This is a genomic window from Neptuniibacter sp. 1_MG-2023 (genome assembly GCF_030547185.1).
Classification (GTDB): Bacteria; Pseudomonadota; Gammaproteobacteria; order Pseudomonadales; family Balneatricaceae; genus Neptuniibacter.
In genome coordinates this window covers 219,811-232,354 of sequence record NZ_JAUOQR010000001.1, presented here as the reverse complement: position 1 = coordinate 232,354, position 12,544 = coordinate 219,811, and the positions used below count along the sequence as shown (strand labels likewise).

Sequence of the window (12,544 nt, the reverse complement as noted above, 5' to 3'; positions counted from 1 at the left end):
GGTTTAGCACTAATGCTAATCGATACGAACTGTTACGTAACGACCAGGTGCCGCTTCAATACCTTTATAAGTATCGTTGCCTTCAGTTTCTGGTGCGGCTACTTTTTTGCCTGCACGGCGTTTTAGCCATTCAGACCAGTGTGGCCACCATGAGCCTTCTTGGCGTTCTGCTGATTCTAACCAATGGTCTGGACCTTGGCCTAGCTCACCGTTAATCCAGTAGTTACGACGGTTTTTAGAAGCAGGGTTGATAACACCTGCAACATGGCCGCTTGCGCCTAGTACAAATTCATTTTTGCCTTTAAGGAGTTCGGTACCAGGAAAGGTGCCTTTCCAAGGGGCTATATGGTCTTCAATGGTGGATAGGAAGTAGCAAGGGATCTTGATTTTTCCTAAGTCGATCTTTTCACCACAGAGTGTCAATGCGTCTTTCTTAACCAATGCGTTTTCAAGGTACATATTGTTGATGTAGAAGGTGTACATCTTCGCAGGTAGGTTAGTCGAGTCACTGTTCCAGTAGAGAATATCGAAAGGAGGAGGTGTCTGACCTTTTAGGTAGTTATTAACAACGTATGACCAGATTAAATCATTAGAACGGAGCATGTTGAACGAGGTTGCGAGCTCACGGCCACTCAGGTATCCCTGATTAGTAACTTTGTCTTCTAATTTTTTAACTTGCTGTTCATCAATAAACACACATAGATCACCCGGATCAGAGAAGTCTAATAGTGTTGTAAAGAATGTGGCGGATGCAATTGTTGTATCTTTACGTGCAGCCATAACCGCTAATGCTGAGGCTAAGAAGGTACCCCCTACACACCATGCTACGGCATTAACTTTATCAGCCTCAGTAATCTCTTTAACTACATGGCTTGCTTTTATGATGCCGTCGTCTACGTAGTCGTCCCAGCTAATTTGCCCCTGTTCAATGGTCGGGTTAAGCCAAGAGATTAGGAAGGTTGTCTGGCCTTGATCGACACAGTACTTCACATAAGAGTTACTTTCTTGTAGATCAAGAATATAAAATTTATTAATGCACGGAGGGACAATTAATGTAGGGCGAGTGAATGTTTCTTCAGTCGTTGGCTTATATTGAATAAGCTGAAACATTTCATTCTCGAAAACAACCGTACCAGGTGTCGTTGCAATATTTTCGCCTAGAACGAAAGCAGACTCATCCGTCATAGAGATGCGGCCTTTATCTACATCACCGAGTAGGTTTTTAAGGCCATCAACTAAACTTTGTCCATTGGTTTCCAGTGCTTGCTGTAACACTTCTGGATTTGTCATGGCAAAGTTTGTTGGCGAAAGCGCATCAATATATTGCTGAGTATAGAACTCTAGCTTCTTCTGCTCGTTATCGGACAAGTTTGCGTTTGCTGCCATCTCTTGCATCAGCTTAGAGCTTAGAAGGTAGGACTGCTTGATGTAGTCAAAAACAGGATTCTGAGACCACTCTTCAGCTTGAAAGCGACGATCGCCACGGGCTGGTTCGGCAACAGCGTTGGACGCTTTACCCGTTAAGAGATTTGTCCATAGATTCATCTGACTTTGTTGATAATCGCTAATAGCACGAATCCAAACCGTTGGGTCTTCCCACGAACGGTTTGCAAGTTCAGTCCAAGATTGTGCAAATTGAGTAAAAACATCATCGCCACCAGAAGTGGAAAACATATCAAACACTTTTTGGGTCTCAGTGTTTAGATAGTCAATAAATTCCTGAGGGTTTGAGAGTAGGTTGTTGTTATCCATTGGTTCGCCTTTCTTTGTCATATCCGTTTTCCATCTAGCCTAGCTTCACATAGTCTTTATGAGTAGGAGGCGGGATTAAGGGCAATAATTACCAGTTTTCAGCATATTCGCACAGATTTTTCTTTGCAAGAATACAAGAGCGTAGATTTAATAGAATAGCATATTATTGTGCAGTGCAACAAATCAAGCTATTCATTGGTCGATGGCACTTAGGTGTTACGACTAAATAATATGTTCATTGTCGATCTTAGCAGCAATATATTGCAGTATTTTGTACTACTCATCTGCTGAGCTGTATAAGAGTTATTTGTGTTGATTGAAGTGAGTTTTAAAGTAACTGCTTAGACGGCTGCTTATTGATCTCCTATGTTAGGTGAAACGAGTAGTTCTTATATCTGCCATTTAGACCCACTGTTTTTTTGCTGACTTGATTAGTATAGGCGACGATCTTATTTTTATTTAATAATTTAGCTGGTGTATTTTACGGAGGGAGTGTTTTAGCAAGACAATCTTAAAAAGATTTAATTAAATATTAATTTGATGTAGGAAGGGTATGCGGGAATTAGAGTTAATGGGAACCTTAGGTTGTCACCTATGTGAGGTTGCTGAGGCTGTTGTTACTTCAGTGGTCAATATGGACATGTATGCCATCTATCAGGTTGATATTGCTGAAGATGATGACTTAATGGAGAAGTACGCTTTAACGATTCCGGTATTAGTTGATCTACAGACAGGCAAAGAGCTTATGTGGCCATTTGATGGTTGCCAGCTGGCTGCTTTTTTAAACGAGCTATCCGTTTAGGTTATTAGGTTCCTATATTTTTTTACTGGTATTTAATCGTTGATATTAAAAAAGTCGAGGGTAGTTTTCTGAACATCATGGTTCAGCTCTTCCAATGTTTTATCCACAAGTGTGGCGACTACTGCGGCAATATGAGGTAAATGACTCGGAATGTTGCGTCTAGATTTTGGTTTAGGCTTTAAATCTCTTGGCAGTAGGTAGGGTGCATCTGTTTCGAGCATTAAGCGATTAGAAGGGATCTCCTTGACTAGTTTTTGCAATTCTAAGCCTCTACGTTCGTCACAAATCCAGCCGGTTATGCCTATATGGAGATCTAAATCTAAATAGTTATATAACTCCTGTTTTGAGCCGGTAAAACAGTGTGCTACAGCGTGAGTAAAATCATCGCGGTGGGACTTGAGTATTTCCAACTGTTTTTTGTGGGCATCTCTTTCATGTAGAAAGAGGGGGAGTTTGTGGGTAGAGGCTATCTCTAACTGTGAAACAAAGTTTAATATTTGCTGTGCTGCGGTTGATAAGTTGCGATTGAAATCTAAACCCGTTTCACCTAAAGCCACGACGCTGGTTTCTTTTGTTAGTGTATTTAATTCCGCGAAGTCTGCGGCTGAATGGTCTTTTGCATAGTGAGGATGAATGCCTACTGTGCAAAATAGCTGTTTAGGGTAGCGCTGGCATAACTGAATAGCGTCTAATGAATCTTGAAGGGTTGTACCAGTAATAATAAGTTTATTTATACCATCGGTAAGTGCTTGCTCAATTACCTCATGCCTGTCTTTATCAAAACTACTATCCGTTAAATTTACGCCGATATCGGTCCAAAAACAGTTGTTCATTCAAATAGCCTGATCAATAGAAAAATATCTAGGGGTGAAGTTGTCACCGCTAGATATTTTAGTGGATATGGTTTGTCGGTTTTACAGCGCTGTCGCTTTGTTTTGGTTTAACGCTAATAATTCAATCTGTTTTTCTGTCAGTAGGCTGGCTTCACGTCCTGCTAAACGATCGTAAATAACTCGAAATGCCAGCACATTCTGTACATATCTACGGGTTTCTTTGAATGGAATAGTTTCGATCCATATATCTAAAGGAAGATCGCCGCGCTGTTGGAGCCACCGTTTTACGCGATGGGGGCCTGCATTGTAAGCGGCAGCCGCAAATGCAGGGTTATTATCAAAGCGTTTTAGCATATCGCCTAAATAAGCAGAGCCCAAGGTTATATTCGTTTCTGGATCATAAAGCTGAGATGTCTTTTTATAGGGTACTTTGTGCTTTTGGGCTGTTTGTTTTGCTGTCTTAGGCATAAGTTGCATAAGTCCTCTGGCCCCTACACGTGATTGTGCATTATAGAGAAATGCACTTTCTTGACGGGCTATAGCCATGGGAAAGCTTAGGTCCAGCTCATTTTTTAAAGCGTGGGTTTTGAATAATTTGCTGTGAGGTTGAGGGAAACGTAAATCGATATGATCCCAGCGTTCCGTTTTAGCCGCATTAATAATGGCTTGTAAGTACCAACCCCAAGATTTCGCTAAGTAGCCAGCGATATTTTTTTCTTCGGGTGTCATTTTTGATAGGGCTAAATTCCATTCGCGGTTAGCTTCTATCAATCGACCTAATTTAAACAGCTCTCTGGCTCGAGCTACTGCCGGTTTATTTGATAGCTGAGTGAGTTGCTCCGATGAGAGAGGTTCATCAATGGCATTCAGCTGGAAGGGACTTTTGTTGAGCTCCGCCGCGAGGAAGCCGTAAAAGCTCCTATCTTTAGATAGATCCGCTAATTGCTGCTTCGCCTGATTTTTGTCGGGTGATAAATTTCGTTCGGCAATCAAGTTCCAGTATTGCCATTTTGGGTCCGCTTTACCCTTTTCGCTGAGGTGTGCGATGCCTATTTGGACGGTCTTCCAATCCTGTTTGGCGAGTGCATTTCGAATACGAGTTTCAGTTAAGGGCTCAATTTTATATTCAGGGTCTAGTAGATGAGATAACTTAATCGCTTGGCTATGGTAGTTAGCATTTAGGCGAATCCCCATATATTCAGTAACAGATAGCTGCTCTTCTTGGCTCATCAGCTTATTTCGCACTTTTACCCAAGCTTGGGTGGCGCTAATGGGTTGTGTGCGATACCAGCGTTTGTAAATTAACTTTGCAACTTTGCCTCGATTTTCTTTTGGTAGGAGGGATAATGCTTTTTTGCTGATGCTTTCAGGCTTGTTATAGAGCGCCCAAAACTGCTGAGTTTGTTGTTTTTGCTTTTTGTTTGTGATTTTTTTATCGATATATCGAGCGAGTTTAATATTATTTTCTTCGATGCTAAGCCAGAAACGCTCAAAAGCTTCATTTGATGTAGGTCTGCCTGTTGCCATCCACTCTTTAAATAAGGGATCGCAAGTCTTTGGCTGAGATTTTCCTACGACCCAAAGTTCTTTAGCTTTATATAGAGCCTCTTTTTTCTGTTTTGCTGTCCCATTCAAAAACGCTTGAAGTTGCATACATTGATAATGGGTGTGATCTATAGGGTGGAGACTGAAATGCTGAGAATAGGAGTTCCACTCCTTTTGTCTGTTCAGGTGTTTGAGCCAGGTTTTATTGAGTCGCTGTGCTATAGGTAGCTCATGATTTTTTTCAATAAACGCATTAATTTTTTCAGGTTTTGAGTTTGTGAGATTTTTTAATATCTCTTGATAGTCTAGGTAAGGAGCTAGAGGGTATTCATCGAGTTGTGCGCGTAGTTTTGCATACGCTTCTGTTTTGTTCTGTTGTAAAAGTGATTCGGCCTCAAGAAACTGTTTACGTAATGTTTCTGTAGACGCATTGATAGTTGTTGCAAGAGTTAATAGTGTAAAACATAAAAAAACGATGAATTTGTGCATAACACGATACATTTACCAAGCCCTATGTGATGTTCCGTTACCTATTTATACGGCAGTTTGAGGTTATTATTAAATAATAATTTGCCTGAATGCAGCATTTTCATGCATATCTAGTAAAAACCAGTAGAATAGCGCCTTCATAGAACAAAAGCTGAACAAACATGCCACTTATTAGACTCGATAAAATATCAATCGCCTTTGGCGCGAACCCTCTTTTAGATAATGTTGATTTTCAAATAGATCCCGGAGAAAGGGTTGCTTTAGTTGGATTAAATGGTGCGGGCAAGTCCACACTGCTCAAAATCGTTGCGGGCCATCATAAAGCGGATGGGGGCAAATTCTGGGTAGCACCTACCTGTCGAATCGCTGAACTTCCCCAAGCTATGCCAGCCGCAGATGAACGCTTAGTTCGAGATGTCGTGACGGCGGGGCTGCAAGATATTCTTAAGCTAAGAGAGGCTTATGATGAATTAGCTTCATCTGCAGAAGTGGATATGAACAAGCTTGATCACCTTCAGCATGAGATTGAAGCGGTTGATGGTTGGCATCTAGAGCAAAGGGTACAGCGAGTTATTGAGCAGCTTGAGCTTCCTGGCGATAAGTTAATGTCTGAGCTTTCTGGTGGTTGGCGTCGTAGAACGGCTTTAGGTGCGGCTCTAGTTCAGCAGCCTGATTTGTTGCTGCTCGATGAGCCAACAAACCATTTGGATATTGAAACTATTGAGTGGTTAGAGCAACAGTTGCTTGAGTTTAGGGGCGGATTATTAATTATTTCCCATGACCGAGCATTGGTGGATAGATTAGCGACCCGCATTATTGAATTGGATCGGGGGAATTTATCTTCGTTTCCGGGTAGTTATTCAGCCTACATGGAACTTAAACAGAAGATGTTAGAGGACGAAGAGAAGCAAAATGCACTCTTTGATAAGCGTTTAGCACAGGAAGAAACTTGGATCAGGCAGGGGATTAAAGCCCGCCGAACCCGTAATGAAGGGCGTGTTCGTGCCTTGAAACAAATGCGTAATGATCGCTCAGATCGACGCGAACGGGGTGGTAAAGCTAAATTCTCGCTCGAAGAGGCGGCTCGTAGCGGTAAGATTGTTGCTGAGTTAAAAGATGTTAGTTTAGGTTTTAATGATAAAACCCTCTTCAGTCATTTTGATTTCACACTTTTACGTGGTGATCGTGTTGGCTTAATCGGACCTAATGGTGCGGGTAAGAGTAGTTTGTTAGGTGTGTTATTAGGTAAACAAGCGCCAGATAGCGGTCAGGTTAAATTAGGGACTAATATTGAAGTTGCGTATTTTGATCAATTGCGTGCCCAAGTCGACCCTGAAAAAACAGTAATGGATAATATTGCTGAAGGGCGCGAGAGCATCACTATCAATGGTAAACAGCGCCACCTTATTAGCTATCTAAATGATTTCATGTTTGCCCCAGAGCGAGCTAGGACACCCGTCAAAGCATTATCGGGTGGTGAGACTAACCGAGTATTACTGGCAAAGCTTTTTAGCCAACCAGCTAATCTACTGGTGCTCGATGAGCCTACAAACGATCTAGATATAGAAACCTTAGAGCTGTTAGAAGAGATAATCCTTGATTTTGATGGCACTATTTTGCTGGTAAGTCATGACCGTTCATTCCTTGATAATGTAGTAACAAGCACATTGGTTTTTGAGGGTGATGGCGAGCTAAATGAATATGTAGGGGGGTATCAAGATTGGCTTCGTCAGCGGCCGAGTCTGGTAAAAAACACACCTAAAAAGCCTTCTAAAGCCGATAGTAGTCCGGTTGTTGAAAAACCACCTAAAAAGAAAAAATTAAGCTATAAAGTGCAGCGAGAACTTGATGAGTTACCCGCTTTATTGGAAGCTGCTGAGGCGAAATTAGCGGGGCTACAAGAGCAAACCGCTAAGGCGGATTTTTATCAGCAAAACCAAGATGTAGTGAGTTCTATACTTGAGGAAATGCAAGCTCAAGAGCAAGTAGTGGAAACACTGATGGAACGCTGGGTTGAGCTTGAAGCTATGCAGGAGGAGGACTAGCCTCCTCTCTACTTGGTAAGCCTTACAAAGGAGAGGTTATTCAGCCTCTTCTTTTATACGTATCGCAAGTACATCACAAGTTGCACCGTGCAGAATGCCATTAGCTGTAGAGCCTAATAGCAGTGCAATACCATGGCGGCCGTGACTACCGACAATGATTAGATCAATGGCTAGCTCATTAGCAATACGGTGGATCTCAGATTCAGTTTGGCCGGTTGCTACTTGTTTTGTTGTAACAGGGTAGCCTAGTGATTCACAGAATGCTTCAAGCTTGTTTTTCGCATGTTCATCAAGTTGTTCTTGGATGGAGGTTAAATCCATCGGCACATCACCGCCGTAAGCAAAGCTTAGTGGCTCTATTACATGCACAATATGTAGTTCTGCCTGATTTGTTGAAGCAATCTCACGAGCTTTGTCTTGTAGTTGTTCCGATTCAGTGGACAGATCCAGAGCGAGCAAAATTCTTTTATAAATACTCATGATTATTTCCTTGAAGTGCTTATCGGTCACATGCTGAGCCTATTTACAGAGCTCAACACTCATTGTTAATCAGATTAGCATAGAGCGTGTGGCTTAGTACTCTGTTAAACTTCATGGCATTGATATTTATCAATTAACTAAAGTATACCAGAACCCTAAGTCGCTTATTTATAACTGATTTTAAGCCTCTTTGCTTACACTTAAACGGAGTACCGTTCATGAAATGGATGATCATAATCGTTATTATGATGTCACTCATTGGTTCAATGATGTGGGTAATGCCTACGCCACGACAGAAGTATCAGGCTGCACTGAGAATGAAAGCTAAGAAAATGGGTTTTCTTGTTCAGTTAGAAAGGCTGACAGCTCCTCGGGCTAAAGGTGAAATGGAGCCGGAATCCCGAGATATAACGGCTTATCGAGTTATTCGTGAAGGTTTGAATAGGGAAGAGAAAAATCATTTTAAAACATGGCAAATTTTCAGACTGGAATCGATTTCTGATATAGGTCTCCCATCTGGTTGGAGTTGGTCTGAGGGTGAGCGAACCTTGTCTGAAAAACAGTTAGATAAGTTAACAGAGGTTATTTCTAAATTACCTGACGGTGTTTTTTCTCTTGAATCTACGCCTATTCATGCTGGCGTATATTGGAATGAAGAGGGCGGTGATGAGGCTTTGGACGAAATTAAAACGCTATTAGATGGCTTAGTGACAGAGAGGTTTTAGAGCGTGCAGATCGAATTAGGGCGGTATAAGCATTATAAGGGCGCTGAGTATGAAGTGATTAACCTAGCTCGACACTCTGAGACAGAGCAATGGCATGTTGTTTATCGCCAGTGTTACGGTGATGAGGGCCTGTGGATACGACCTCTTGATATGTTTGTTGAGCAGGTGAAATTAGAAAATGGCCTGACGGTTTCTCGGTTTGCCAAAATCTAAAGTAAACGATCTAATGATTCAGCTAAAGAGCCTTGAGGTCTAGGTTTTTTGGGTTGTATCTCTTCAATCAGTTTCTCAACGGCTTCCATTCTGGATTTTTTATTTTGAGTTGGAATGTTAGCTCGAACGAGCAGCGCTTTCGCATGGCGATAATGGGAGAGTGCTGTCATCAAATCATCTGATTTTTTAAAACGCTCGCCTTGCATAATATGGGCATCTGCTACGACGGTGATACGTAACCAATAAAGTTCCTGTTGATAACTTCTGGCTAAAGGGCGTGTTATTTTTCCGCCGCGTGCCAGTTGAAGTATAAGTTTTTCTGCAAAATTAATGTAGATTTGGGCACGCTTTAGCGATCGGTCACTGTCAAAAACGTCTGGAGATGAGAACGCTTTGTCAGCGCTGTCTTTTTGTTGTGTTAATGCTTCGAAAAGCTCGGAATCAGGTGCTAGCATAGCGACTTCTTCTAAAAGTGCTGTTGCATGCTCATTAATTTTTTGAACTATTTCGGGCTTACAATCAGCCTCTCTTAATACCGCAAGTGCTTGCAGAATATGCTCGGCTTGGCCTTTAAGCCAGGTTAAGCGTTTTTCTTTAGCTTCTTCCTGCTGCTCGCGTGTAGTAATGACAAAATTAACGGTAATAGCAACTAACCCAACTACTGCAATCAGTACTACTAATAGAATATTGTCATTTAACATGAGGTTGTTTCAGCCAGTTGAGATGTTGTTGATTATGCTGAATATTGTGGCCTTTAAGGCTCCATTGGTAAAGTTCTAGTTGGTCTATTGGTCGACTTTTATCACAATTGTTGCTTGACCCCAGCATTCTCAACACTTATATATGCACCCAAATTATTATTTATTATGTCGTTATTTAAAAGAAGCGTTGTAGATTTGCTTACAGTGTCGTAGGTTAAAAGACAAAATCATGGTTGAATTTTGCTTTCTAACCCTTTTCTGTTTTTAAACTATAGCTTCTTAATTATATAGCCCTGAGGAAAGAAGGACTCTATGGGAAAGTCTCTTGTTATCGTCGAGTCACCTGCTAAAGCGAAGACTATCAACAAATACTTGGGCAACCAGTTTGTTGTGAAATCCAGTGTAGGCCATATACGCGATCTGCCAACGAGCGGTAGCACTAAAAAGACCGATCCAAAAGAAAGGGCTCGTTTGGCGGCGCTAACACGTAAAATGTCGCCTGAAGCAAAAGTTGAGCATAAAAAGAAGAAAGCGCGTGAACAACTGATCGGGCGCATGGGGATTGACCCTGAAAAAGGGTGGGAGCCTCACTACGAAATTTTGCCGGGCAAAGAAAAGGTCGTAGACGAATTAAAACGGCTGGCAAAAAATGCCGATGAAATCTATCTCGCGACCGATTTGGACCGTGAGGGAGAGGCGATTGCATGGCACCTACGCGAAGCGATTGGTGGCGATGAAAGTCGTTATCGTCGCGTGGTGTTTAACGAGATTACCAAAAAAGCAATTACTGAAGCATTTGAAGAGCCATCCCTATTAGATATGGATCGCGTCAATGCCCAGCAAGCGCGCCGCTTTCTTGACCGTGTTGTTGGTTACATGGTGTCCCCTTTGTTATGGGAGAAAGTTGCACGTGGTTTGTCTGCAGGTCGTGTTCAGTCGGTTGCGGTCAAACTTGTTGTTGAACGTGAGAAAGAGATTAGAGCGTTTATTCCTGAAGAGTTTTGGGAAGTGCAGGCCGATGTTCTAACTGAGGGCAAAGCACCGCTTAAATTACAGGTGAACCGCGTTAACGGTGATACCTTTAGGCCTGGCTCTGAAGCTGAGACAAAAGCACATTTAGAGCGTTTACAGTCAGCCTCCTTAGAGGTCATTAGCCGCAAAGATCGACCTACAACGAGTAAACCTTCTGCACCCTTTATTACCTCTACGCTTCAGCAGGCTGCCAGTACTCGCCTTAGCTTTGGGGTGAAGAAAACCATGATGATGGCTCAGCGTTTATATGAGGCGGGCTACATCACCTACATGCGTACTGATTCTACCAATTTAAGTGCAGAGGCTGTCGCGGCTTGTAGGGAATATATAGGTGATAATTTCGGTAGTAAGTATCTGCCGGAGAATCCATTGAGTTACAGCAGCAAAGAGGGAGCACAAGAGGCTCATGAGGCGATTCGCCCCTCAGATGTTACTGTTGAGGCCACAGCCCTTAAAGGCATGGATCGCGATGCTGAGCGCTTGTATGAGCTTATTCGCCGACAGTTTCTCGCATGCCAAATGACACCTGCTAAGTTTTTGAGTACGCGGGTAACGGTTGCCGCTGCAGAATTTGAATTGGTGACTAAAGGCCGTATCTTACAATTTGATGGTTATACACGAGTGATGCCAGCAAAAGGCAAAGGGGAAGAGGATATACTCTTACCTGATGTTAATGCGGGCGAAACGCTTTCACTAGTTGAGTTAACACCGAAGCAGCACTTCACTAAGCCTGCACCTCGATTTACTGAAGCGAGCTTGGTAAAAGAGCTAGAAAAACAAGGTATTGGTCGTCCATCAACCTATGCGACGATCATCTCTACGATCCAAGATCGTGGTTATGTTCAAGTGCAGAATCGACGTTTTTATGCGCAGAAAATGGGCGATATTGTTGTTGAGCGTTTAGGTGAAAACTTCGCCGACCTGATGGATTATAGCTTTACCGCTCGAATGGAAGAAAGCTTAGATGACGTTGCTGAAGGGAGTGCAGATTGGAAAGCATTGCTTGATCAGTTTTATGCGGACTTCTCTGCAAAATTAGAAGAAGCACAAAGTGATGAACATGGGATGAGACCTAATACGCCGACAGAGACAGATATTAGCTGTCCTGATTGCGGTCGTCATATGATGATTCGTACGGCGAGTACCGGTGTTTTTCTCGGGTGTTCTGGATATAGCTTGCCTCCGAAAGAGCGTTGTAAATGTACTATTAACTTAACCCCTGGTGATGAGGTCGTTAGTGTTGATGGTGATGAGGAAGAAGAATCACGTATTTTACGTAAAAAGCACCGTTGCGGTATATGCGGTTCGGCGATGGATTCTTATCTAATAGATGAGAAACGTAAGCTTCATGTGTGTGGTAATAATCCCGATTGTTCTGGCTTTGAGGTTGAGGCTGGGGAATATAGAATTAAAGGTTATGACGGGCCTGTATTAGAGTGTGATAAATGCTCGGCTGAAATGCAGTTAAAAACAGGTCGGTTCGGTAAATATTTTGGCTGTACAGAGTGTAAGAATACCCGCAAGTTGCTAAGAAGTGGTGAAGCTGCACCGCCAAAAATGGATCCTGTTCCTATGCCAGAATTGGCCTGTGAAAAGGTTGAGGATACATATATTCTTCGTGATGGTGCATCAGGCTTATTTCTTGCTGCCAGTCAGTTTCCACGAAACAGGGAAACAAGAGCGCCAAAAATTGTTGAGTTGTTGCCGCACCAAAGTGAAATAGATCCTAAATATGAATTTTTGTTTAGTGCGCCTAAAAAAGATGCTGATGGAAATTTAACGGTTGTTCGATATAGTCGAAAGACTAAGGAGCAATACGTCATGACCGAGGTCAATGGTAAAGCGACCGGTTGGCGGGCATTCTATCAGGATGGGAAGTGGGTCGTTGAAGAAGCCCGCAAAAAGGCGAAAAAATAGTTAGGGTACT

10 protein-coding genes are annotated in these 12,544 nt (G+C 42.4%); 5 read left to right on the top strand and 5 right to left on the bottom strand.

Annotation, left to right across the window (positions count from 1 at the left end):
- Window positions 1–15: 15 nt before the first annotated feature.
- Entirely contained in the window at window positions 16–1,773 is a 1,758-nt protein-coding gene (gene phaC / locus Q4492_RS01060; protein WP_303415385.1) for an alpha/beta hydrolase, read from the bottom strand.
- Window positions 1,774–2,305: 532 nt separating this feature from the next.
- On the opposite strand from phaC, the gene Q4492_RS01055 reads away from it, so the two are divergent.
- Window positions 2,306–2,554, top strand: coding sequence for a glutaredoxin family protein (locus tag Q4492_RS01055; protein WP_303415383.1), 249 nt, complete (start codon window positions 2,306–2,308; stop codon window positions 2,552–2,554).
- Between the two features lie 32 nt (window positions 2,555–2,586).
- Here the strand turns inward: Q4492_RS01055 and Q4492_RS01050 are convergent, their stop codons facing one another.
- Together Q4492_RS01050 and Q4492_RS01045 are read right to left on the bottom strand one after the other, a co-directional pair.
- Window positions 2,587–3,387, bottom strand: a complete 801-nt coding sequence (locus tag Q4492_RS01050) for a TatD family hydrolase (protein WP_303415381.1) — start codon at window positions 3,385–3,387, stop codon at window positions 2,587–2,589.
- 81 nt (window positions 3,388–3,468) lie between these two features.
- Window positions 3,469–5,421 carry a transglycosylase SLT domain-containing protein gene (locus tag Q4492_RS01045; RefSeq protein WP_303415379.1) on the bottom strand — a complete coding sequence of 651 codons (1,953 nt, stop codon included), beginning with the start codon at window positions 5,419–5,421 and terminating at the stop codon, window positions 3,469–3,471.
- 161 nt (window positions 5,422–5,582) lie between these two features.
- Here Q4492_RS01045 and Q4492_RS01040 point away from each other — a divergent pair, with 161 nt between their 5' ends.
- Window positions 5,583–7,466 (top strand): ATP-binding cassette domain-containing protein, encoded by a 1,884-nt coding sequence (locus Q4492_RS01040; protein ID WP_303415377.1) that lies wholly within the window; start codon window positions 5,583–5,585, stop codon window positions 7,464–7,466.
- A gap of 36 nt (window positions 7,467–7,502) precedes the next feature.
- On the opposite strand, the gene Q4492_RS01035 is transcribed toward Q4492_RS01040, so the two are convergent.
- On the bottom strand, window positions 7,503–7,946 hold the full coding sequence (locus tag Q4492_RS01035; protein WP_303415375.1) for a universal stress protein: 444 nt from the start codon (window positions 7,944–7,946) through the stop codon (window positions 7,503–7,505).
- Window positions 7,947–8,164: 218 nt separating this feature from the next.
- Between Q4492_RS01035 and Q4492_RS01030 the strand changes: the two genes are divergently transcribed.
- Window positions 8,165–8,671, top strand: coding sequence for a hypothetical protein (locus tag Q4492_RS01030; RefSeq protein ID WP_303415373.1), 507 nt, complete (start codon window positions 8,165–8,167; stop codon window positions 8,669–8,671).
- A 3-nt stretch (window positions 8,672–8,674) separates the two neighbouring features.
- Complete coding sequence (locus Q4492_RS01025; protein WP_303415372.1) at window positions 8,675–8,884, top strand: DUF1653 domain-containing protein; 210 nt, start codon at window positions 8,675–8,677, stop codon at window positions 8,882–8,884.
- On the opposite strand, the gene Q4492_RS01020 is transcribed toward Q4492_RS01025, so the two are convergent.
- The gene (locus Q4492_RS01020; protein WP_303415371.1) at window positions 8,881–9,585 is read right to left on the bottom strand and encodes a DNA topoisomerase I; all 705 of its coding nucleotides are present in this window, start codon (window positions 9,583–9,585) and stop codon (window positions 8,881–8,883) included. The genes Q4492_RS01025 and Q4492_RS01020 overlap by 4 nt on opposite strands.
- 312 nt (window positions 9,586–9,897) lie before the next feature.
- Between Q4492_RS01020 and topA the strand changes: the two genes are divergently transcribed.
- Entirely contained in the window at window positions 9,898–12,534 is a 2,637-nt protein-coding gene (gene topA, locus Q4492_RS01015) for a type I DNA topoisomerase (protein WP_303415369.1), read from the top strand.
- Window positions 12,535–12,544: the final 10 nt, after the last annotated feature.

Excerpts from the sequence above, each read along its gene's own strand:
- Q4492_RS01045 (WP_303415379.1), bottom strand. The coding sequence starts at position 5,421 with ATGCACAAATTCATCGTTTTTTTATGTTTTACACTATTAACTCTTGCA.
- Q4492_RS01055 (WP_303415383.1), top strand. The coding sequence starts at position 2,306 with ATGCGGGAATTAGAGTTAATGGGAACCTTAGGTTGTCACCTATGTGAG.
- Q4492_RS01030 (WP_303415373.1), top strand. The coding sequence starts at position 8,165 with ATGAAATGGATGATCATAATCGTTATTATGATGTCACTCATTGGTTCA.
- Q4492_RS01020 (WP_303415371.1), bottom strand. The coding sequence starts at position 9,585 with ATGTTAAATGACAATATTCTATTAGTAGTACTGATTGCAGTAGTTGGG.
- topA (WP_303415369.1), top strand. The coding sequence starts at position 9,898 with ATGGGAAAGTCTCTTGTTATCGTCGAGTCACCTGCTAAAGCGAAGACT.
- Q4492_RS01035 (WP_303415375.1), bottom strand. The coding sequence starts at position 7,946 with ATGAGTATTTATAAAAGAATTTTGCTCGCTCTGGATCTGTCCACTGAA.
- phaC (WP_303415385.1), bottom strand. The coding sequence starts at position 1,773 with ATGACAAAGAAAGGCGAACCAATGGATAACAACAACCTACTCTCAAAC.
- Q4492_RS01040 (WP_303415377.1), top strand. The coding sequence starts at position 5,583 with ATGCCACTTATTAGACTCGATAAAATATCAATCGCCTTTGGCGCGAAC.
- Q4492_RS01050 (WP_303415381.1), bottom strand. The coding sequence starts at position 3,387 with ATGAACAACTGTTTTTGGACCGATATCGGCGTAAATTTAACGGATAGT.